This window comes from Staphylococcus simulans (assembly GCF_003043455.1).
Taxonomy (GTDB): Bacteria; Bacillota; Bacilli; order Staphylococcales; family Staphylococcaceae; genus Staphylococcus; species Staphylococcus simulans_A.
In genome coordinates, this window is record NZ_PZGG01000011.1 from 18,615 (window position 1) to 39,630 (window position 21,016).

Annotated in this window: 22 protein-coding genes; 14 read left to right on the forward strand and 8 right to left on the reverse strand. The window is 37.1% G+C overall.

The window, feature by feature from the left end; all coding sequences use genetic code 11:
• The 4 genes from nreA (at window position 1) to BU038_RS03410 (ending at window position 3,655) form a co-directional block, all read left to right on the forward strand.
• On the forward strand, window positions 1–456 hold the full coding sequence (gene nreA, locus BU038_RS03395) for a nitrate respiration regulation accessory nitrate sensor NreA (protein WP_107604813.1): 456 nt from the start codon (window positions 1–3) through the stop codon (window positions 454–456).
• Complete coding sequence (gene nreB / locus BU038_RS03400) at window positions 443–1,492, forward strand: nitrate respiration regulation sensor histidine kinase NreB (protein ID WP_107604814.1); 1,050 nt, start codon at window positions 443–445, stop codon at window positions 1,490–1,492. Before nreA ends, nreB begins: the two co-directional genes overlap by 14 nt.
• A gap of 11 nt (window positions 1,493–1,503) precedes the next feature.
• Window positions 1,504–2,157 (forward strand): nitrate respiration regulation response regulator NreC, encoded by a 654-nt coding sequence (gene nreC / locus BU038_RS03405; RefSeq protein WP_031262458.1) that lies wholly within the window; start codon window positions 1,504–1,506, stop codon window positions 2,155–2,157.
• Between the two features lie 331 nt (window positions 2,158–2,488).
• On the forward strand, window positions 2,489–3,655 hold the full coding sequence (locus BU038_RS03410; protein ID WP_107604815.1) for a nitrate/nitrite transporter: 1,167 nt from the start codon (window positions 2,489–2,491) through the stop codon (window positions 3,653–3,655).
• A gap of 135 nt (window positions 3,656–3,790) precedes the next feature.
• Here the strand turns inward: BU038_RS03410 and BU038_RS03415 are convergent, their stop codons facing one another.
• The gene (locus tag BU038_RS03415; RefSeq protein WP_107604816.1) at window positions 3,791–4,990 is read right to left on the reverse strand and encodes an FtsW/RodA/SpoVE family cell cycle protein; all 1,200 of its coding nucleotides are present in this window, start codon (window positions 4,988–4,990) and stop codon (window positions 3,791–3,793) included.
• 240 nt (window positions 4,991–5,230) lie between these two features.
• Window positions 5,231–6,400 (reverse strand): hydroxymethylglutaryl-CoA synthase, encoded by a 1,170-nt coding sequence (locus BU038_RS03420; RefSeq protein ID WP_107604817.1) that lies wholly within the window; start codon window positions 6,398–6,400, stop codon window positions 5,231–5,233.
• Window positions 6,401–6,511: 111 nt separating this feature from the next.
• On the opposite strand from BU038_RS03420, the gene BU038_RS03425 reads away from it, so the two are divergent.
• Together BU038_RS03425 and BU038_RS03430 are read left to right on the forward strand one after the other, a co-directional pair.
• Entirely contained in the window at window positions 6,512–7,663 is a 1,152-nt protein-coding gene (locus tag BU038_RS03425; protein WP_107604818.1) for a thiolase family protein, read from the forward strand.
• A gap of 5 nt (window positions 7,664–7,668) precedes the next feature.
• Complete coding sequence (locus tag BU038_RS03430; RefSeq protein WP_107604819.1) at window positions 7,669–8,946, forward strand: hydroxymethylglutaryl-CoA reductase, degradative; 1,278 nt, start codon at window positions 7,669–7,671, stop codon at window positions 8,944–8,946.
• A gap of 125 nt (window positions 8,947–9,071) precedes the next feature.
• Here the strand turns inward: BU038_RS03430 and BU038_RS03435 are convergent, their stop codons facing one another.
• Window positions 9,072–9,476: an Hsp20/alpha crystallin family protein gene (locus BU038_RS03435; RefSeq protein WP_107604820.1), complete on the reverse strand. Its 405-nt coding sequence runs from the start codon at window positions 9,474–9,476 to the stop codon at window positions 9,072–9,074.
• A 150-nt stretch (window positions 9,477–9,626) separates the two neighbouring features.
• Window positions 9,627–10,064 (reverse strand): MarR family winged helix-turn-helix transcriptional regulator, encoded by a 438-nt coding sequence (locus BU038_RS03440; protein WP_107604821.1) that lies wholly within the window; start codon window positions 10,062–10,064, stop codon window positions 9,627–9,629.
• 170 nt (window positions 10,065–10,234) lie between these two features.
• On the opposite strand from BU038_RS03440, the gene BU038_RS03445 reads away from it, so the two are divergent.
• The 4 genes from BU038_RS03445 to BU038_RS03460 all read left to right on the forward strand — a co-directional run bounded on the left by BU038_RS03445 (window position 10,235) and on the right by BU038_RS03460 (window position 13,896).
• The gene (locus BU038_RS03445; RefSeq protein WP_107604822.1) at window positions 10,235–10,861 is read left to right on the forward strand and encodes a nitroreductase family protein; all 627 of its coding nucleotides are present in this window, start codon (window positions 10,235–10,237) and stop codon (window positions 10,859–10,861) included.
• Between the two features lie 128 nt (window positions 10,862–10,989).
• Complete coding sequence (locus tag BU038_RS03450) at window positions 10,990–11,346, forward strand: DUF3139 domain-containing protein (RefSeq protein WP_107604823.1); 357 nt, start codon at window positions 10,990–10,992, stop codon at window positions 11,344–11,346.
• 197 nt (window positions 11,347–11,543) lie between these two features.
• On the forward strand, window positions 11,544–12,446 hold the full coding sequence (locus tag BU038_RS03455) for an EamA family transporter (RefSeq protein WP_002479716.1): 903 nt from the start codon (window positions 11,544–11,546) through the stop codon (window positions 12,444–12,446).
• Between the two features lie 172 nt (window positions 12,447–12,618).
• Window positions 12,619–13,896: a cation:dicarboxylate symporter family transporter gene (locus tag BU038_RS03460; RefSeq protein ID WP_107604824.1), complete on the forward strand. Its 1,278-nt coding sequence runs from the start codon at window positions 12,619–12,621 to the stop codon at window positions 13,894–13,896.
• Window positions 13,897–14,014: 118 nt separating this feature from the next.
• Here the strand turns inward: BU038_RS03460 and BU038_RS03465 are convergent, their stop codons facing one another.
• Window positions 14,015–14,353, reverse strand: a complete 339-nt coding sequence (locus tag BU038_RS03465; protein WP_107604825.1) for a DUF4889 domain-containing protein — start codon at window positions 14,351–14,353, stop codon at window positions 14,015–14,017.
• A gap of 124 nt (window positions 14,354–14,477) precedes the next feature.
• Between BU038_RS03465 and BU038_RS03470 the strand changes: the two genes are divergently transcribed.
• Window positions 14,478–15,041, forward strand: a complete 564-nt coding sequence (locus tag BU038_RS03470; protein ID WP_107604826.1) for a TIGR00730 family Rossman fold protein — start codon at window positions 14,478–14,480, stop codon at window positions 15,039–15,041.
• A gap of 69 nt (window positions 15,042–15,110) precedes the next feature.
• Here the strand turns inward: BU038_RS03470 and BU038_RS03475 are convergent, their stop codons facing one another.
• The gene (locus tag BU038_RS03475) at window positions 15,111–16,046 is read right to left on the reverse strand and encodes a magnesium transporter CorA family protein (RefSeq protein WP_107604827.1); all 936 of its coding nucleotides are present in this window, start codon (window positions 16,044–16,046) and stop codon (window positions 15,111–15,113) included.
• A gap of 163 nt (window positions 16,047–16,209) precedes the next feature.
• On the opposite strand from BU038_RS03475, the gene BU038_RS03480 reads away from it, so the two are divergent.
• The 3 genes from BU038_RS03480 to BU038_RS03490 all read left to right on the forward strand — a co-directional run bounded on the left by BU038_RS03480 (window position 16,210) and on the right by BU038_RS03490 (window position 18,377).
• Window positions 16,210–16,656, forward strand: a complete 447-nt coding sequence (locus BU038_RS03480; protein WP_107604828.1) for a MarR family winged helix-turn-helix transcriptional regulator — start codon at window positions 16,210–16,212, stop codon at window positions 16,654–16,656.
• 93 nt (window positions 16,657–16,749) lie between these two features.
• Complete coding sequence (locus BU038_RS03485) at window positions 16,750–17,190, forward strand: DUF2871 domain-containing protein (protein ID WP_107604829.1); 441 nt, start codon at window positions 16,750–16,752, stop codon at window positions 17,188–17,190.
• 149 nt (window positions 17,191–17,339) lie between these two features.
• Window positions 17,340–18,377 (forward strand): NAD(P)/FAD-dependent oxidoreductase, encoded by a 1,038-nt coding sequence (locus tag BU038_RS03490; RefSeq protein ID WP_107604830.1) that lies wholly within the window; start codon window positions 17,340–17,342, stop codon window positions 18,375–18,377.
• A gap of 54 nt (window positions 18,378–18,431) precedes the next feature.
• Here the strand turns inward: BU038_RS03490 and BU038_RS03495 are convergent, their stop codons facing one another.
• Window positions 18,432–19,790 (reverse strand): sugar porter family MFS transporter, encoded by a 1,359-nt coding sequence (locus BU038_RS03495; RefSeq protein ID WP_107604831.1) that lies wholly within the window; start codon window positions 19,788–19,790, stop codon window positions 18,432–18,434.
• Window positions 19,791–19,963: 173 nt separating this feature from the next.
• On the reverse strand, window positions 19,964–20,956 hold the full coding sequence (locus tag BU038_RS03500; RefSeq protein WP_107604832.1) for an acryloyl-CoA reductase: 993 nt from the start codon (window positions 20,954–20,956) through the stop codon (window positions 19,964–19,966).
• Window positions 20,957–21,016 lie beyond the last annotated feature (60 nt).

Genomic DNA, 21,016 nt, shown 5'->3' on the forward strand with positions numbered 1-21,016 from the left:
TTGAATAGTGTAGTTGCGACGGGTTACTTTAACTATCAAGCTGCTTTGGAAGAAATCAGAGAAGAAGAACAGTTTGATTTTGCGGCGATTGCTTTGCCTGAAGATGATTCACATAGTGCAGTCATCAAATGGAGACATGCGTCAGGCAATCTCAATAACCGCTATCAGCTGATTGTTTTGCGCCCTGGCAAGGGATTAGCTGGTCTTGTTATCCGAACTGGCTCTAGAATGATTATCGATGATGTCAATACTGTGCTGAGTCCAAATGACAAGCTCAGTTATCCGATTGTTTTAAGTGAATCACTCACAGCAATGGTTGCCATTCCTTTGTGGCATGAGAACCGTGTGTATGGCGCATTGTTGCTAGGCCAACGTGATGGTCGTCCATTGCCTGAAGGCAGTGAAGAGATTCGCATTAATCACAGGTTAGGGAGTTTTAGAGATGAAATCAATTGATAACCGTGAAAAATTACAGGAATTATTGACTCAGTATTATTTAAATACCAATGAAAAAATGGTGTTTTTAAATAAGGAAGGTCAAGTGATCGCGTTGAATGAAGCGGCAGAAGAGGTTTTTTCTGATGAAAATGACTATAGTCAAATGACGAATGCCATTTGCAGAAGATGCGAAGGCTATTCAAATGAGTTTGACATTATGTCATGTGAAAACTGTTTCTTAGAAGCGTTAGAAATCGGAAAAGGCAGCTTCCAGGTCTTTATGCGTACGCGAGATGATAAAATTGAACCATACACAGCTTCATACGAAATCATCGATAAAGCCAATGAAATCTATGCATTTACACTACACAATGTTTCTCCTCAGATTGAACGACAAGATAAGCGTTATCAACGTTTGATGATGCAAAAAACAATTTCAGCACAAGAAAATGAACGTAAGCGGATTTCCAGAGAATTACATGACGGTATCGTCCAAGAATTGATTAATGTAGACGTTGAATTACGTTTATTGAAATATCAACAAGATAAAGATGAAATGGTTGATAATTCTAAGCGTATTGAAGGCATTATGTCACGTTTAATTGATGATGTACGTAATTTATCTGTAGAACTGCGTCCATCTTCTCTAGATGACTTAGGACTAGACGCTGCTTTCCGCTCTTACTTTAAACAGTTCGAGAAGAACTATGGTGTGCATATTGCGTATCATACTGATTTTTCGGCACAACGTTTTGACAGCGAAATCGAAACGGTCGTTTATCGTGTGGTACAAGAAGCGTTATTCAATGCGTTGAAATATGCACAAGTAGACACAGTTTATGTTTCCTTACACTTAGGAGAAACGTCCATTATCGCTGAAGTGAGCGATCACGGTACAGGATTCAATATAGGAGATGAAGCCAAAGGAACTGGGCTAGGATTATTCGGTATGAATGAGCGTGCTGAATTAGTTAATGGTTCGGTTAATATTGATTCACAAGTGGGACGTGGTACAATTGTGACGTTAGAAGTTCCAATAACTGATAAACGATAGGAGACTTGATGTTGAGAATTGTTATTGCAGATGATCACGCAGTGGTGAGAACTGGCTTCTCTATGATCTTGAATTTCCAAGAGGATATGGAAGTCGTGGACACTGCTGCTGAGGGTGTTGAAGCATACCAAAAAGTGATGCAGCATCGCCCTGACGTGTTAATTATGGATTTAAGCATGCCGCCAGGGGAGTCAGGTTTGATTGCGACAAGTAAAATTATGGAGAGTTTTCCTGAAACAAAAATACTTATTTTAACGATGTATGATGATGATGAATATCTTTTCCATGTCTTAAGAAATGGCGCGAAAGGTTATATCTTAAAAAACGCACCGGATGAACAATTAATTTCAGCTGTGCGTACAGTTTATCGCGGCGACACTTATATTGACCCTAAAATGACGACATCGTTGGTCAATGAATTTGTGAATAATTCAGACCAAGATGGCAAAAATACGAATGATCCATTCCGTATTTTATCTAAACGCGAATTAGAAGTATTGCCTTTAATTGCGAAAGGTTATGGGAATAAGGATATCGCAGAAAAGTTGTTTATTTCAGTGAAAACTGTCGAAGCGCATAAAACACATATTATGCAGAAGTTAGAATTGAAATCCAAACCGGAATTAGTGGAGTATGCCTTAAAGAAAAAATTGCTTGATTTTTAAAATAGGAATGTCATTGAACTCATCAAAGCAGATGGGTTCTTTTTTTATTTAAAGTCGAACAATTTGAATAGTATGTGACTAATATGTGAAAAAATTGTGATGAAAAAAGCCTTTAACATGCTGATTTTATCTAAAATTGAGGGATTAGGGAAAAGCCGAATGTTTTAAGGGAATGCCCTTATGTTCAATAATTCACCTAAATAATACACTATTAAGTGTAAGCAGTATCTTTAACTGATGAATAAAATAACTTCGACTCAAAAAACACATCAGGGAGATACTGCTGCTCTTATTAAATACGATATGAAAATGTAATGTTAGGGTGAAAAAAATGAACAAATCTAGAGGCGGTTTACAGTTAACGATCCAAACGTTGAGTTTGGTTGCCGGCTTCATGGTATGGAGTATCATTGCACCATTGATGCCGCTGATTTCAGAAGACATTAAAATTACGAGCGGACAAGTTTCAATTGTACTCGCAATACCAGTTATTTTAGGATCTATTCTTCGTATCCCATTCGGTTATTTAACAAACGTTATTGGCGCAAAATGGGTATTCTTCGCAAGTTTTATTATTCTATTAGTACCAATCTTTTTATTAAGTTCAGCAGCATCTGTCAATATGTTGATGATTGCAGGCTTCTTCTTGGGGGTAGCAGGTGCGACATTCTCAGTAGGGGTAACGTCATTACCTAAATATTTCCCTAAAGAAAAAGTTGGTTTAGCGAATGGTATTTACGGTATGGGTAACTTAGGGACAGCCGTATCTTCATTCTTAGCACCACCATTAGCAGGTGTCATCGGTTGGCAATCAACAGTGAGACTATACTTAATCTTAATGGCAGTATTCGCAATCTTAATGTTCTTCTTAGGAGATGCTAAAGAACCTAAAGTGAAGGTTCCATTTGTAGCACAAGCGAAAGATTTATTAAAAGACTTACGTTTATATTACTTAAGCTTATGGTATTTCATTACGTTCGGTTCTTTCGTAGCTTTTGGTATCTTCTTACCTAAATACTTAGTTGATCATTTCAATTTGACTTCAGTAGACGCTGGAATCAGAGCAGGGGTCTTTATCGCGATTGCGACATTACTTAGACCGCTTGGTGGTATCATCGGGGACAAAATTGATGCGGTGATGGCATTAAAAGTCGACTTTATTATTATGATTATCGGTGCTGTCTTATTAGGTATTTCAGATGGTATTTTATTATTTACAATCGGATGCTTAACAATCAGTGCATGTGCAGGTATCGGTAATGGTTTAGTATTCAAATTAGTACCGCAATACTTCCACAAAGAAGCAGGTGTCGCAAATGGTATCGTTTCAATGATGGGTGGTCTTGGCGGATTCTTCCCACCATTAGTGATTACGTATGTGACAAGCTTAACAGGTACAAGCCACTTAGCATTTATCTTCTTAGCATTATTTGGAGTGATTGCGTTTATCACAATGTGGCATTTAGGCAAGAGAAACCGTTCGCTTGCAGTAAAATAAAGAACGGTATGGATGAATGAACATGTAAATATTGAAGACGTATGGGCCATTAACAGAAGATGTTGATGGTCTTTAGTCATATTAAAAAGCAGAACGTGAGAAAGATGATTACTTTCTCTCGTTCTGCTTTAATTTTTATTTGATCGTATGAAGTTTAGGACGTGCTTCACGTTCACGATTAATTTTACGTGTGGTCATAATTAATGCCGCAAAGGCAATGCTGACACTTAACATGGATGAGCCGCCATAGCTGAGTAACGGTAAGGTTACACCTGTTAATGGAATTGTACCTGAAACACCGCCGATATTGACGAAGGCTTGAATAAAGATATAACTGCCGATACCGATACATATCAGTTTGTAGAAGTGATTCGACGTACGGTTGGCATAGATTAAACTTTTTACCACAATTAAGCCATAGAGCCCTAAGACAATGAGTACACCGATTAATCCTAACTCTTCAGATAGTACTGTAAAAATAAAGTCTGTATGCGGTTCTGGCAAGTAGCCAAGTTTTGAAACTCCGTTACCGAGCCCTTTACCGAATAACCCGCCATTACCGATTGAGATTAAAGCACTTGTCAGTTGATAACCTTCATTATTTTCATACTTAAATGGATTTAAGAAAACAGCGATACGTTTGATTCTGTAAATATTCTTCGTATCAAAGAGTAATGTGTAAACCAGATACATCACTACAGGTAAGAGTGCGATACCGAAGATTTGAACTTTAATTTTATTCTTGATGTCAGAATAAAGTAAAATACATCCGATAATGACTACTGTTAACATCGTTCCACCTAAGTCACCTTGTAAGAGTACGAGTACAAGGCCAAGCCCTAATAAGAGTAACGGTGGAATTAAATGGTTAATTTGGTAGTCGCGTTGTCTGCTTAATCGTCGATCAATGATGTATGAGAAATAAAATATAGAAGCGAGTTTTAAAAACTCTGAAGATTGGAGACTGAAAAATCCTAAGTTCAGCCAGTTTTTGGAACCGTTGATTTCTTTACCGATTAGCAAGGTTAAAGCTAGAAGCCCAAATGTTACCAACAACATGACTAATTGGACATTTGGAGAGTTAAAGAAATCGATTCTGACAAAAAGAGAGAAGAAGATTATGATAAGTCCAATCACAAAATAAATCGCTTGGCGCTTCATGAAATGGTTGCTTGCGACAGGATAACCGCCAGTTAAAGAACCTTTTGAAGCGGGTACCATACTGGCACTATAAACCATGACAATCCCTATTAAACCAAGCAAGATAAAGGTTACAATCAAACTCAGATCCACACCTTTAGTTGCATTACGCAACGCTCTGAGATATTTTTTCATTTCGAGTCACCTCTAAGATTGTCTTTTTTCCTTAAACGCGATGTGAAATATAATGCATTAAATATCTATTATATAGATTTTGTTTACAACTATCCACTTTTTATAGGTGAAAAAAGAAAGAGAAATGAAAATAGGTGGAAAGGAAGACATGAATATATAAGAACATATAAGTAAAAAAAGAAGCCTTGAAACAAGTTCAAGACTTCTAAATAAAGCGTTGCTTCACACAAGCTTTATCTATTATTTTACGGTATCATAGTAACGAATGTTGTCTGAGATTTCTTTAAGGTAGAAGTTGCCTTTTGGTTCAACTTCTAATTCAGTTTCAGCATCAAATTCAAGATTGTCGAAGCGTTTGAAGAATGATTCATACTCTTCAACAGATAATGCTTTACGGTTTTTCAACATCGCTTGGTGTGCTTCCACATCAAGTGCATCTTTAAAGCCGTCTGCAAGAGTTGCAGTGAAGAATTCACCGACTGAACCAGAACCATAGCTGAATAGACCGATACGGTCTCCGCTATTTAAATCATGGTTTTCAAGTAATGAAATCAAGCTTAAATAAAGTGAACCTGTATAGATGTTTCCGACATAGCGGTTGTAATCCGTAGCAGATTTGTAACTGTCATTTAATCTTGCTTGTGTATCTTCTGAGGCTGTATCTGTTAAAATAGAATCAAGTGCTTTTTGACCCATCTTTGTGAATGGTACATGGAAGCATAACGCAGCAAAGTCAGACAATGATTTATGATAACGTTTTGCGTATTCGTTCCAACTTTCTTGGAAAGAATGGATATAAGCATCTTTAGATAATTTACCGTCAACAAGCGGATAAATTTCACCAGATGGTCTCCAGAAATCGTAAACGTCTTCTGTAAATGCAACTGAATCATCATGCAATTCAGCAATACGCGGGTTATGACTGATTACCATAGCAACTGCACCAGCACCTTGTGTCGGTTCACCGCCACTGTTTAGTCCATAACGCGCAGTATCACTTGCGATAACTAATACTTTTTCATTAGGACGTGGTACTAAATAATCTTTCGCCATTTGAATCGCAGGAGTCGCTGCATAGCATGCTTCTTTCATTTCGAAACAACGTGCAAAAGGTTGAATTCCTAGTAGATGATGAATCTGTACAGCAGACGCTTTCGCTGAATCAATCGCTGATTCAGTCGCGACAATGACCATCGTAATATCTTTCTTGTCTTGTTCTGTCAAGATAGGTTGAGCAGCGTTAGCACCCATTGTTACAATGTCTTGACTGACTGGGCTTACAGCCATTTCAGTCTGACCGATACCAATCAGAAACTTGTTTGGATCTACATTGCGTGCTTCGGCTAAATCAGCCATATCTACGTAAAAGTTCGGAATATAAAAATTAAGTTGGTCGATACCAATTGTCATAAATAACCAACATCCTTTCTTGATATGTTAAATCACTTTAAATCATATCAAAAGAGGGTACAAAAATACAATTTTAAATTAGTAGCTAGTGATAAAAAAGGAGACTAAATTATGAGTAAAATCGCAATTGTTAGTGCAAAACGTACGCCAGTAGGTAAATTCAGAGGGAAATTAAGAGATTATTCTGCAGTACAACTTGGCACCATCGCTTTAGAAGCAGCAATTGATGCTATCAATCTGCCGAAAGATAAAATCGAAAATGTGATTTTTGGTAACGTATTGCAAGCAGGCAACGGACAAAACCCAGCACGTCAAATCTTGGTAAATGCCGGATTGCCGACATCAACTCCTGGAATGACTATCAACGAAGTATGCGGATCTGGTTTAAAAGCTGTAATCTTAGGTAAACAACTGATTCAATTAGGGGAAGCAAAAGTTGTAGCAGTTGGCGGTGTTGAAAGTATGACCAATGCACCGAAACTTGTCTTACCTGGACAAGAGAAACCTGTACCAAGCTTTATGCATGACGGTTTGACAGATGCGTTTGAAAATGTACCGATGGGTATCACAGCTGAACGTATCGCAGATAAATATGAAGTCACACGTGAACAACAAGATGCGTTTGCAGTCAATTCACATAAAAAAGCGCATGAAGCGTCTCAGGCTGGTAAATATCAAGCAGAAATAATTCCATTAACAGATGCTGACGGCGAAGAAATGACAACAGACGAAGGTATCCGTGGTAATAGTAATGTAGAAAAACTTGCGACTTTAGATACAATCTTTAAAGAAGACGGCACAGTTACAGCAGGGAATGCTTCAAGTATCAATGATGGTGCTTCAGCATTAATCTTAATGGATGCAGACTATGCACGTGAGAACGGCTATGAGATTATGGGGATCTTAGGTGATTATGCAGAAGTCGGTTGTGATCCTGAAATCATGGGTATCGCGCCTTACTATGCAGTATCTAAATTATTAGAAAAAACAAATCAAACAATAGATGATATTGATTTAGTAGAAATGACTGAAGCATTCTCAGTTCAAAGTATTGCGGTCAAAGATAATTTGAAAATTCCAGATGAGAAATTAAATATCTATGGCGGTGCAGTCGCAATCGGTCATCCAATCGGTGCTTCAGGAGCACGTTTAGTGACATCATTAGTTCATGAACTACATCAAGAAAATAAACACAACGGTATCGCAACAGCGTGTATCGGCGGCGGTTTAGGTATCGCTTTAGAAGTTGAAAAAGGAGAGTAATCAACATGAAAGCATTGGGGAAAGATTTCAGACACTTATCACGTCAAGATAAATTACAGCGTTTAGAAGACAATGGTTGGATTTCACAAGAAAGCCATCAAGAATTGTTAGATATACCGCTGCTTTCAGAAGAAGTGGCTGACAGTCTGATTGAAAATGTGATTACACAAGGAGCATTGCCTGTAGGGTTATTACCAGACATTGTGGTAGACGGTAAACATTATGCAGTGCCAATGATGGTAGAAGAACCATCAGTCGTAGCTGCCGCAAGTTACGGTTCAAAGTTAGTCAATCAAACTGGTGGGTTCAAAGTAGAATCCAGTGAACGTTTGATGATTGGACAAATTGTCTTTATGGAAGTTGAAAATCCTGCGCAATTAGCTGATAAATTACTTGAGAAAGAAGCACAAATTCATCAAGTCGCAGATGCAAGCTATCCATCGATTTTAAAACGCGGCGGCGGTTATCGTAAAATGGATGTTGATACCTTTGAAAAAGAACAACTGGTATCATTAAAAGTTTATGTCGATACAAAGGATGCGATGGGCGCAAATATGATAAATACCATCTTAGAAGGCATTTCTGGCTTCCTGAAAGGCGAATGGCCAGAAATCAATGTCCTTATGAGTATTTTATCTAATCACGCTACAGCGTCACTTGTGCGCGTCTCAGGGGAAATTGATGTTTCAGCTTTAGCACGCGGAGAAATGAACGGCGAAACAGTCGCAAAACGTTTAGAAGCTGCTTCTGTGTTAGCTTATGTCGATCCATACCGTGCAGTGACACATAATAAAGGTGTGATGAACGGTATTCATGCGGTTGTGTTAGCAACAGGTAATGATACACGTAGTGCGGAAGCTAGTGCACATGCGTATGCATGTAAAGAAGGCCAATACCGCAGTATGACCAAATGGGAGTATCTTGAAGATAAAGGTCGTTTAAGAGGAACGATTGAAATTCCGATGACACTCGCAACTGTCGGCGGCGGTACAAAAGTCGTGCCGATTGCACGTTTAGCACAAGAAATTTTACATGTAGATTCTGCGCAAGAATTAGGTGAAGTTGCGGCAGCAGTTGGCTTAGCTCAGAACTTCTCAGCATGTCGTGCATTAGTATCTGAAGGCATTCAAGAAGGCCATATGAGTCTGCAGTATAAATCATTAGCGATTGTCGCAGGTGCGAAAGGTTCAGAAATTGAACAAGTCGCAGATGCTTTAAAACAAGCAGACACTGCGAATATGGCTGAAGCGGAGAAACTGTTAGCTGAATTACGTAAAAAATAAATACAAGATATATAAAACAATATGAGATGTGATTTTGATGAGGGAAGCGGGTTCTTAAAGAGAGAGCCCGCTTCTTTCTTAATAAAAAAAACAACACCCCTTAAAGGAGTGCTGTAAAAATATAATTAATCGATTGTGATATTAGATCCTGCTAGGTCTTGATCGTCTTTCTTAGGTAATACAACAGTTAACACACCATCTTTGTAAGATGCTGAAATGTTGTCGCTGTCGATATTACTGAAAGAGAATTCACGGCTGACACTGTCAGTACTGCGTTCTCTTTGGATTACGCGACCTTCTTCATTTTCAGTACGACTTTCAATTGAGCGTTTAGCGCTGATTTTTAGCGTACCTTCATTATAAGAAAGATTGATGTTCTTTTTATCAAATCCTGGTAAATCTGCTTCTACAATATATTGGTTATCTTTTTCTTTAATATCTGTTTTCACAGGGTTTACTGTTGGGATTTGATCTATAAATTGGCGTCCGAATTCTTTGAAAATGTCAGTGGGTTTACTTTCGAAAGGCATGTAAAATCGCTCCTTTTCATTGTTTAATTAAAGCTCGCTTTAGTCATTCATACCCGACTTTTTATAGGGTAATCTTACTGAGTATTCAGCGAGTTCTGACTTTAATTATACCACGTCCAGGAGCTGATAGATAATCAGAGGATTTGAGTGTTAGGCTTCAGAAAAGTTATTTACGATAAATTTCGATAGGATAGATTTAATTGTTTTCGCATCTTCCATTGAAATGTCTAAATCCTTGAAAACTTCCATCGCAATATGTGAGATTTCGTGACGAGTTTCAACACCTTCTTCAGTTAAAGAGACAAGGAGATTTCTTTCGTCTGACGGCTGTCTAAGACGTTTGACAAGTCCTTGTTTTTCTAACTTTTTAATCATAGGTGTTAATGTTCCGGAATCTAAATATAATCTTTCCCCTAAAGATTTGATATTGATAGATTCATCGTCTTCTAAAGCGAGTAGAACGATATAACCAGTATACGTCAGTCCATATTTCTTAAGATGCGGGGTGTAGCGCTTGATAATCTCTTTAGACGACACATAGAATAAAAAACATAATTGTTTATCTAAAAAGTTGTTAGGTTCATGCAATTAAATCACTCCTTATTTAAAACAACGATATTATGAATGCAATCACTTGTCAAGAATAAATTTCGTGCCTATAATTTAGTGTGTTTAAACTTTGTAGTATGGAAAAGATTCAAATAGATACCGTTTTTGTTCAGAATACAAACACAAGAGATAAAGGAGCAAAAGATATAATGGAAAAACAACTGTTTGATGATGTGCTGAGAGCACGTAAATCAGTAAAGGTTTATGATTCGAATGTGAAGATTTCTCATGAAGAAATGGATGAAATGTTAGAGAAAGCAGCGCTTGCACCTTCTTCAATTAATATGCAGCCATGGAGAGTCGTTGTAGTAGATAGTGAGGAAGGTAAAGAAAAAATCCGTCCAGCTATGCAGTTCAATACAAGACAAAATGATACATCTGCTGCGATGGTCGTGATTTTCGGTGATTTAAGAAACTATGAGTATGGTGAACAAATTTATCAAGGCAATGTAGATAAAGGTTATATGCCACAAGAAACTAAAGATGACTTATTATCTAAGTTTCTACCATTTTATAAAGGTTTAAGTTTACCGCAAATGACATCTATAGTGAATATCGACTGCAGTTTGTTTGCGATGCAGTTTATGCTCGTCGCAAAAGCACATGGATATGACACAAATCCTATTGGCGGTTTCGATAAAGAAAATATTGCTTCAATTTTAGGGTTAGACCCTGAACGTTATGTACCCGTGATGGTGGTTGCTGTAGGGAAAGCTGATCAAGCAGCGCATCATACGTATCGTTTAGATGTTGATGCTTTCAGACGCTATTTCTAATGTGATAATCGACAAATTTGTTACAATGAAATTAAATATGTGACAAGTATACGAAGCTTCATTCACAATTGTATAGATAGTACAATTTTTTTGTAAGGATGAAGTTTAAAGGCTAAAGGAGTCTAGCTATGAGTAAAAGAGTTTTTCATTTAATTTTAATTATTATCGGTTCCTTAATTATCGCAACGGTATTCTTCTTTGGTTTGAAAGCCTATCAAGGGAAGCAAAACTTGAAGCTGGTTGATCAGTATATTGCTGAACACCAATTACAAGATGATATCAAATCTGAAAAGAAAAAATTCAATGCGAAAGACGGCGTATATTATAAGGAAGTTGTCTTTAAAGATGAACCAGAATTAACGTACGTGATACAACCGATGGGGACTTCAAAGGGATTATTCGCGCAAGCATTTGATACGCAAACAAGAAAGCATATCAAAAAAGCCAAACATAATTTCTTTGATGACAATTATAAGCTTAAATAACCGATTAAGTATGTTAGAATAAATGTGATTAAGACATTAAACACGATGAATAGTGTTTAGTGTCTTATTTGCGTTACATGGATAATTGTGTGAGTATGAAAACTCTATCACAAGTTATCAAAAATTGATTATTATCACCAAAATGGATATAACACCTTTAGTATCAGCATAGAGAAAAACATGATAGGAGGGACGGCATGACACACAGAAATCAAAAACGTTGGCCGGGCTTTGTACTCGTGATTATAGGCTCTATCTTCTGGGGCGTAGGCGGTACAGTATCGCAATGGTTATTTGAAAACAAACAATTACCGGTCACGTGGTTCGTGGGTGTTCGTTTATTAGTATCTGGATTACTTTTAGTTATAATGTCATTCTTTTTAGAAGGTAAGAAGACAATTACCATTTGGGCAGACAAGAAAGACACGCTCAAATTATTTATTTACTCACTCATTGGGATGTTAGGTGTGCAATACTGCTTTATGGCGACCATTCATTATGGTAACGCAGCAGTAGCGACGTTGCTCCAATATTTAGGTCCTGTCATTATTATCTTGTATTTAGTTGCAGCAAAAGTCATCCGTTTCAGATGGAAAGAGGGTATCGCAGTCACATTAGCACTGAGCGGTACATTCTTCCTATTAACGAATGGTTCGCTTGCAACATTATCTGTTCCAATGCCTGCAATCATTTGGGGTGTAATGTCAGCCTTTGCGATGGCTTTCTATACAATCTTCCCCGTACAATTGCTTGCTAAGTGGGGAACAGTCAATGTTGTAGGTTGGGCAATGTTAATCGCAGGTATATTCTTAAACTTCTTACATCCGATTTGGAAAGTTGATACGTCAAATTGGGATGTAAAAGTCATTGTGTATTTATTCATTTCAGTGATTATTGGTACGATGTTTGCATTCTGGCTGTTTATTTCCAGCTTGAAATTCTTATTCCCACAAGAAGCCAGTGTTCTTGGTACAATCGAGCCTTTAACAGCGATTTTATTATCTGTTGTATGGTTAGGCGTATCATTCGGTGCTTGGCAAGTTATGGGTGTCGCATTAATCGTATTAATGGTAATCTTCTTAGCAGTCGTCAAAGACTAGCCGTATAATTAGGATAGAAAGATAATTGCTTCAAATTATGTTATTTTACACTGTTATTTAATATAATTTTAAACATTTAGTATAAAATCATCTTGAAGTTTTAAATTTTTCTATCCTAATTATTTATTTTCTGATATAATTAAACAATGTCAGAAAAAGGGGAGATGCATCAATGGCTATATTTAAGAGAAAAATAAGTTTACCAGTGCAGGTTATGATCGCGCTTGTTCTTGGTGTTGTTGTAGGACTATTGCTTTATGGACAAAAAGACATCGCGAATTATATACAACCGCTTGGTGATATATTTTTAAACTTAATTAAAATGATTGTAATTCCAGTCGTTTTCTGTTCGCTTGCCTTATCTATTTCAGGTGTAGGTGAATCTAAAACAGTCGGACGTTATGGACTTAAAACAATTATTTACTTTGAAGTGATTACAACTATCGCAATTGCATTAGGTGTTTTGTTCGCAAATATCTTTAAACCGGGGACGGGACTAAATCCGGACAAATTACCAAAAGGTGATATTACTAAATATGAATCATCAGCACATGCAGCTGAACATTCTACATATGGCAATCATTTTATTGATACCATTGTTAATATCATTCCGACGAACTTTTTCGAAGCATTAGCTAAAGGCGAATTGCTTCCGATTATCTTCTTCGCTGTATTCTTCGGTTTAGGAATTGCAGCTATCGGAGAAAAAGGAGAGCCTGTTAAAGCGTTCTTAAGCGGAGTGTTAGAAGCAACATTCTGGATGATCAATAAAATCTTGAAACTCGCGCCATTAGGCGTGTTCGCATTTATTTGTGTAACAATTATGACATTTGGTGCTTCAGCATTAGTTCCACTATTGAAACTAGTGGTTGTTGTTATCGGCGCAATGGTCTTCTTCGTAGTAGTAGTTTTAGGCATTGTAGCTAAATTATGCGGCATCAGTGTATTTGATATTATAAAAGTATTGAAAAGTGAAATTTTATTGGCTTTCTCAACTTCAAGTTCAGAAGCAGTATTGCCAGTTATGATGAAAAAAATGGAAAACTTCGGTTCACCGAGAGATGTTACATCATTTGTAATTCCAATCGGCTACACATTCAACTTAGATGGTTCAGCACTGTATCAATCAATCGCCGCGTTGTTCGTTGCACAAATGTATGGTATTCACTTAAGTTTAGGTGAACAATTAGTATTAATCTTTACATTGATGATTACATCAAAAGGTATGGCAGCGGTGCCGGGAACTTCAATTGTTGTACTTTTAACAACATTAGGTTCTATGGGCTTACCAGCAGCAGGTCTTGCATTAATCATCGGTGTGGACCGTATCTTAGATATGGTTCGTACATGCGTTAACGTAGTAGGTAACGCATTATCAACAGTCGTTATTGCGAAATGGGAAAATGTCTTCGATAAGCAAAAATCTGAAGACTACTTAAAATCTATTTAAGCAATACACACGTATAGAGAGGTTATTAAAGCCTGACTCTAAATTTAAATTTTCTGACATAACAATTGTAAAACTAATAGAAAAACACCGGCGTAGAAACGTCGGTGTTTTCGTTTAATTAATGATCCATATCATGAATTTTCATCATCAAGCCATGTGGAATATCATCATGTTCCACGACTTTTTTCTTACTGAACTCATCTGTACCTACTTTTTTAACAAGTACGACAAAGTCGCCTTTTTTTGGCTTAAATTGATCGTCAGAATCAACTTTAACATTCTTTTCAATGTGATTATCTTTTTCACTGACCATCTTTTCAACCGTTTGATTATCTTTCATAATCCCGTAATATGTTTCTTTTTCGCCTGAAGCAAAAATCATAATCACTAATACGATACATGCGATTGTTAAAAGCGCAATCAGTGTAATACCTAATGCCTTACCATTCTTTTTCATATGTGTGAAACTCCTTTCTTTCTCTGTTAATAGGTATACCGAAAAATGATAAAAAAAGCAATGGATAATAGAGTGACGCTATTTGTTATAATGAAGTGTAACTTAGTCAAAAGGAGAGAGCAGGATGCATATTATTGTTTATTGCGGTGCGAGTACAGGCCACAACCCTGTATATTTAAAAGCTGCAGAAGAATTAGGTGCTTGGATGGCACAACAGCAATACGGCTTAGTCTATGGCGGCGGTAATGTCGGCTTGATGGGTCATCTCGCAGATACGATTAAACAACATCAAGGTCATGTGATAGGTGTCATGCCGAAATTCTTAGAAGAAAAAGAAATTGCACATCAAGGTTTAGATGAATTGATTATTGTCGATACCATGGCTGAGCGTAAAGCAGCTATGTTAGAAAAAGGGGATGCTTGTTTAGCATTGCCTGGCGGACCAGGAACGCTAGAGGAAATCACTGAAATGGTTTCTTGGGCAAGAATTGGACAAAATGCTAATCCATGTATCTTCTGGAACGTGAATGGTTATTATGACAAAATCGAAGCGTTTTATGATCAAATGGTTGAGGAAGGCTTTTTAAGTCAAACAGATAGAGATTTGATTTTGTTCACAAATGATTTTGAAACATTAGAAGCTTTTTTGAGAGACTATCAGCCGCCCCATATGCGCCAATATAAATAAAATAGACATCATGTATCAAAATAATGATTACTTTGATACATGATGTCTATCTTTTAGTTAGAAACTATATCAGATTTTACCTTTGCGCCATAAAAGTAAAAAGACAATCGCAACGATAATCATAGAGATACCAAGTGTCGCAATCCAAGAAGTCGGACTATGATCGTTGAGCGGAAGCGGTACGTTCATACCGAAGAAACTGAATACTAAAGTCGGTAGCGTCAAGAAGACCGTAAAGAGTGTTAAAGTCTTCATGATATTGTTCATATCGTTTGAAAGTAAGGATTCATATGAAGTCGTGATACTTTCTAAGATACGTGTATGCAGCTCTGTCGTTTCAATGGCTTGGTTTGTTTCGACAAATAAGTCCTCAATCAAGTCTTCATCTTCTTCGAAACGTTTAATCGGCGGTAGTTTGAAAAGTTTGTTGAAAACATCTTCATTACCTTTGAGTGCGGCTAAGAAATAAACCAAGCTTTTTTCAACTTCCATCAGATTATACAGTTGTTTGTTCGTTACTTTTTTCTTTAATTCGCGTTCAATGCGTAATCTTGATTTATTTAATAAGCGCAAATTACGGTTGTAGTGATTTGAAATTGTTAATAAGATATTCAACGCAAATTGACTGCGATAATGCAGATTTTGATTTGATTTTGCGAAGTGATCTAAGAAATCAACTTCATGATCGCAAATCGTCATAATGCGTCTATGTCCGATAATAATACCCAATGGAATTGTCATAAATGAAATAATTTTGTTGTTTGTATTATTGACAATCGGAAAGTCGATGATGATTAAAGAATAACCTGTTTCATCATCAAATTCGACACGTGCGCTTTCATCCGCATCCAAGGGGTCTTTTAAGAAGTCTTCTGGAATATTAAAGCGCTCAATCAAAGATTCTACTTCTTCTCTCGAGGGCTCGGTAATATTAATCCATAAAGCTTCCTCTAAGGAAGTGGTATGAATATCTTGATGAACATTATGTTTATAAGCTGTAATCATTCTGAAGCTTCCTTTCTGTGTGTAAATCAAACATGCAAGGTTTAACATCTATCGTTTAAGTTAAAACTATAGAGAACGCTTTGCTCGATTTATTTGATATGTGCTTAATTATAGTACCATAATTTAATGATTTGTGTAGTCTAAATAAGGAGAGATGCGACACATGGCAACGACAATCCAATACTTATTACGTATGATTACAAATGAAATGAAAGTAAAAGCTGATCAATTGTTAGGGGCATACGATATTACGTTAGAACAAGCACAAACCTTACGCTATATTTTTGAAAGTGATACGGGTGTTATCCCACAAAATGATTTAATTCATATTTTTAATCGTAAAGGACCTACAGTAAGCAGCGCATTAAGAAGTTTAGAAAATAAAAACTTAATCGAACGTATCAGTGATAAAAATGATACGCGCAAAAAAGATGTTGTTTTAACAGCAGTCGCAAAAAAGGATGTCAGAGAAATTATCGAAATCTTAGATGAAATAGAGTCTACTTTATTTTTAGACATTCCAACAGCTGATCAAGCGGCATTAAAAGAGATATTATTTAAAATGAAAGACAATTTAAACACCTTGAATGAAGAAGACAAAGAGTTCTAGTTGTGTATAATTCGTGAATAATGGCGCGATGCTTTCTGAAAGCTTTACTCTCAGTTATAATAATGAGTGATGCGAAAAGGAGGTTTTTTAATTATGCGTAGAATTCTGTATACTTTTTTAACTTATACAATTATAGGCTTATTATCAGGTGTTTATTATCGTGAATTGACAAAAGCCTTTGAATTTACAGGGAAAACGCAACTTGCGATTGTGCATACACACATATTAATGCTTGGTATGTTTATGTTCTTGATTTTATTAGTCTTTGAAAAACTGTTCTCAATCAGTAAATACTATTTATTTAACTGGTTTTACTATGTTTATAATATCGGTTTGATTGTGACAGTCGCACTACAAGGTATTAAAGGGACAATGCAAGTGACTGGCGCAAGTATTTCACCAGGAATTGCTGGGATTGCAGGACTAGGTCATATGACTTTATCTGCCGGCTTTATCATCTTGTTCTTCTTATTGAAAAAAGCGATACTAACACATCCGATTGAAGGACAAACCAATCAAGATAAAAAACTTTAATTTCTTTAGAGACACGACTCCTTATGTTGTGTCTCTTTTTTTATGGCGAAAGTTTTCCTCTTGCAACTAAATCATGTAAAATATAAGTGAGAACAATTTTCAATTAATGTTTATGCAGCACAGAGAAAAACTAGGAGGCAAGCATAACTATGAAAGATATTACAATTATCGGCGGTGGACCTGCCGGTTTATACGCAAGCTTTTATGCAGGTATGCGTGGCATGAGTGTGCGTTTAATAGATGTACAACAAGAATTAGGCGGAAAAATGTGTTTATATCCTGAAAAAATCATTTGGGATATCGGCGGTGTAGCACCTAAACCTTGTTTTGAAATTACGAGAGATATTATTGAACAAGGCCTGCATTTTAATCCTGAAGTTCGTTTACAAGAACGGGTGATGGATATTCATAAAGTTGCTGAACGTCATTTTGAAGTGACTACAGATCAAGGCAATGTTTATGAATCTAAAGCAGTTATTATCGCGATCGGTGGAGGAATTATTCATCCGAAACCATTAGATATTAAAGATGCAAGTCGTTACCAAATCTCAAACTTGCATTATGTCGTACAAAAATTATCGAGATTTAGAGATAAACGTGTATTAATTTCAGGCTCTGGCAACTCTGCGATAGATTGGGCATGTGAAATAGCGCCCTACGCAGAAAGTGTGCATTTGATTTATCGTAAAGATAAATTGAAAGGCTTTGAAGCGATGCAAGATAAACTCGCAACATTCGGCGTGATTCAACATCCAAATAGCCAAATCACTGCGTTAATAGGGGATGAAGCTCAAGAAAATATCGCATCAGTGGTGATTGAAAATAGTGCGACAGGAGAAGCGGAAACTTTAGCAGTCGATGATGTCATTATCAGTCATGGTTTTGATATTGAAAATCCATTATTAGAAGATGCTTCAACTAAATTAGAGATGATGAATGACTATCAAATTAAAGGCCAAGGCAATACACAAACAAGTGAAACGGGGATTTTCGCTTGTGGTGATATTATTCATCATGACGCTAAAGCACATTTGATTGCGAGTGCTTTCAGCGATGCGGGCAACGCCGCAAACCTCGCAAAACAATATATTGAACCAGATGCAGCGAAAGAAGGCTATGTCTCTAGTCATAATGAGGCCTTTAAAGAAGAAAACAAAGCAATTATCAAACAATATAATGAATCATAACAGTAAAAAGGGATGTCTTCTCGCATGAGAGGACATCCCTTTAAAAGTTTAAATTTATTTATTTAAATCAGGTGTTGTAGCTGATGTACGTTCACGTAATTCAGCTTCAATTTCTTCTAAACTGCGTCCGCGTGTTTCTGGTAAGTATTTCGCTACGAAGAATAAAGCGAATACACCAATCACAGCGAAGATTAAGAATACACCATGTGTTGGTAAGACATCAGTTAACATTGGGAAGAATTGTGCGACTGCTAAACTTCCGATTGAAAGTGTTAAAGCAGCAATTCCTGTTGCGGCACCACGTGCACGCATTGGGAATAACTCCGGCAACATTACCCATAGTACAGGGCCCCAAGAGAAGCCGAAGAAAATAATGAAGATTGTTAGGCAGACAATGCTGATCCAAGCAGCTGATTGGATACCCATGATCCAAATCAGTAATGCCATAATGACTAATGATGCGACCATACCGATATTACCGATAATTAATAATTTCTTACGGTCTACTTTATCAATAATCATAATCGCCACAATTGTCACAAGTACGTTGACTGTACCGATACCGACTGAACCTAAGATAGAAGCAGAGTCACCTAAACCTGCTTTCACGAAAATAGTCGGTGCGTAATAGATAATTGCGTTAATCCCGATGATTTGTTGGAACAATGCGAAGACACAACCGATAATAATCGTTGGGCGTAACCATGGTGAGTTTAATACTTTCCATGTACTTTCTGAAATTGCATTGATTTCTTTCATCTCTGAGATTTCATGATCAATCTCATTTTTAGGGAATGTTAATGCCATCACTTTACGTGCTGCATTTTCACCGCGGTGTTCAAGTAGCCATCTTGGACTTTCTGGCATAAAGAATACACCTACTAATAAGATGACAGAAGGTACAACCGCAAGTCCTAACATCCATCTCCAGCCTTCAACACCTGCGAAAGCATAGCTTGTTAGGTATGAAGCTAAAATACCGATTGTAATCATCAATTGGTTTAATGAACTTAAAGAACCGCGTGATTCTGTCGGTGCCATTTCAGATAAGTAAACCGGCACGATAGCTGTAGAACCACCAACTGCCAAACCAATCACTAAACGACCGATGATTAACATCGCTAAGTTAGGCGCAAGTGCTAGAGCTAATGCACCAACTATGTAAATGATTGCGATAATAAAGACGACGCGACGTCGACCTAACTTATCTGATGAAGGGCCACTTAAACCTGAACCAAAGATTGCGCCGATCAACATCGATGAAACGACAAGTCCTTGTGTGGTACCGTTCAACGGGATTTCATCTGGAATATAAAGCAAGGCACCTGAAATAATACCCATATCATATCCGTATAGTAATCCGCCTAGAGCACCAATGAAAAAGATGAGGTTTTTGTTAAACGTTTTACTCATTATGAGTCCTCCTGGTTATTTTTATCGTAAATTCAGTATACGCTTTCATAAAATTAAAGTAAATATCAATATATTACTACTAGTACAATAAAGTTAAATAGAATTAAATGTAATTGCCATTTTAGTAAAAAAAGACAACTCCAAAATAAGAGTTGTCTGATTGAGTATTTAAATTATATTTCGTTAATTTTCACAAGATAACGACCAGCACTATGGTTATTTAATAGGTTATCCATTGCACCTGGCACGTCTTTGAAATCAATGACTTGTTTAATAGAGTGCAGTGCCTCTGGTTTTAAATCAGTGGCTAATCTGCGCCAGATTTGTTTACGGACTTTCATCGGTGTTTCTACAGAATCCACACCTAAAATACTGTTGCCGCGTAGGATGAATGGTAAGACTGTTGTTTCAAATGCCAAACCTGCGGTATTACCAATTAACGCAATGCTCCCTCTATTTTGCAGGCGTTTGATAATGTCACCGACATGTTTGCCGCCGACAGGGTCAATCACTGCTTGCCATTCTCTTTTGTCTAATGGTTTATCTGAGGTATCTTCCACACGTGGTACCACATCTGTTGCGCCGATAGATTTTAGATAATCTGCATTCTGTTTATTACCTGTACTTGCGATGACTTTATAGCCGATATTGCTCAGCATCATGACAGCTAAACTGCCGACACCGCCACTTGCGCCACGTACAAGTACAGGAGACCCTTCAACGGTTAAACCATTGTCTTCTAATTTCTGAATCGCTAATGCTGCAGTGTAGCCTGCAGTACCGTAAATCATGGCTTCCTCTAATGTTAAGTCTTTGGGAAGCGGTACAATCCATTCTTCTTTAACACGTGCGTATTCACTAAGGCCCCCATGATGTGATACGCCTAAGTCATAGCTTGTCACAATGACTGGATCGCCTTCTTTATACGTAGAAGTACCAGACTCTGCGACAATGCCTGCTAAATCTATCCCAGGGATAATCGGATAGTTTTTAATCACTCCTGCGCCTTTTTTAGCTGCTAATGCATCTTTGTAGTTGATGCTAGAGTAAGCAACTTTAATTAATACATCGCCTTCATCTATAGTATCCATGGGTAATTCTTTAAGTTCAGTATGGATTTCTTTGCCTTCTTTTTCTGCATAATATGCTTTAAATGTCTCAGGCATCTTTAATCAACCCTTTCAAATAATTAAACTAAAGCGATAGTATCACGAAGTAGGCAGAAC

What these genes read in the sequence shown, in the direction of transcription:
- nreB (WP_107604814.1), top strand. Translation starts at nt 443, where the DNA reads ATGAAATCAATTGATAACCGTGAAAAATTACAGGAATTATTGACTCAG.
- BU038_RS03410 (WP_107604815.1), top strand. Translation starts at nt 2,489, where the DNA reads ATGAACAAATCTAGAGGCGGTTTACAGTTAACGATCCAAACGTTGAGT.
- BU038_RS03415 (WP_107604816.1), bottom strand. Translation starts at nt 4,990, where the DNA reads ATGAAAAAATATCTCAGAGCGTTGCGTAATGCAACTAAAGGTGTGGAT.
- BU038_RS03420 (WP_107604817.1), bottom strand. Translation starts at nt 6,400, where the DNA reads ATGACAATTGGTATCGACCAACTTAATTTTTATATTCCGAACTTTTAC.
- BU038_RS03425 (WP_107604818.1), top strand. Translation starts at nt 6,512, where the DNA reads ATGAGTAAAATCGCAATTGTTAGTGCAAAACGTACGCCAGTAGGTAAA.
- BU038_RS03430 (WP_107604819.1), top strand. Translation starts at nt 7,669, where the DNA reads ATGAAAGCATTGGGGAAAGATTTCAGACACTTATCACGTCAAGATAAA.
- BU038_RS03435 (WP_107604820.1), bottom strand. Translation starts at nt 9,476, where the DNA reads ATGCCTTTCGAAAGTAAACCCACTGACATTTTCAAAGAATTCGGACGC.
- BU038_RS03445 (WP_107604822.1), top strand. Translation starts at nt 10,235, where the DNA reads ATGGAAAAACAACTGTTTGATGATGTGCTGAGAGCACGTAAATCAGTA.
- BU038_RS03450 (WP_107604823.1), top strand. Translation starts at nt 10,990, where the DNA reads ATGAGTAAAAGAGTTTTTCATTTAATTTTAATTATTATCGGTTCCTTA.
- BU038_RS03455 (WP_002479716.1), top strand. Translation starts at nt 11,544, where the DNA reads ATGACACACAGAAATCAAAAACGTTGGCCGGGCTTTGTACTCGTGATT.
- BU038_RS03460 (WP_107604824.1), top strand. Translation starts at nt 12,619, where the DNA reads ATGGCTATATTTAAGAGAAAAATAAGTTTACCAGTGCAGGTTATGATC.
- BU038_RS03465 (WP_107604825.1), bottom strand. Translation starts at nt 14,353, where the DNA reads ATGAAAAAGAATGGTAAGGCATTAGGTATTACACTGATTGCGCTTTTA.
- BU038_RS03470 (WP_107604826.1), top strand. Translation starts at nt 14,478, where the DNA reads ATGCATATTATTGTTTATTGCGGTGCGAGTACAGGCCACAACCCTGTA.
- BU038_RS03475 (WP_107604827.1), bottom strand. Translation starts at nt 16,046, where the DNA reads ATGATTACAGCTTATAAACATAATGTTCATCAAGATATTCATACCACT.
- BU038_RS03480 (WP_107604828.1), top strand. Translation starts at nt 16,210, where the DNA reads ATGGCAACGACAATCCAATACTTATTACGTATGATTACAAATGAAATG.
- BU038_RS03485 (WP_107604829.1), top strand. Translation starts at nt 16,750, where the DNA reads ATGCGTAGAATTCTGTATACTTTTTTAACTTATACAATTATAGGCTTA.
- BU038_RS03490 (WP_107604830.1), top strand. Translation starts at nt 17,340, where the DNA reads ATGAAAGATATTACAATTATCGGCGGTGGACCTGCCGGTTTATACGCA.
- BU038_RS03495 (WP_107604831.1), bottom strand. Translation starts at nt 19,790, where the DNA reads ATGAGTAAAACGTTTAACAAAAACCTCATCTTTTTCATTGGTGCTCTA.
- BU038_RS03500 (WP_107604832.1), bottom strand. Translation starts at nt 20,956, where the DNA reads ATGCCTGAGACATTTAAAGCATATTATGCAGAAAAAGAAGGCAAAGAA.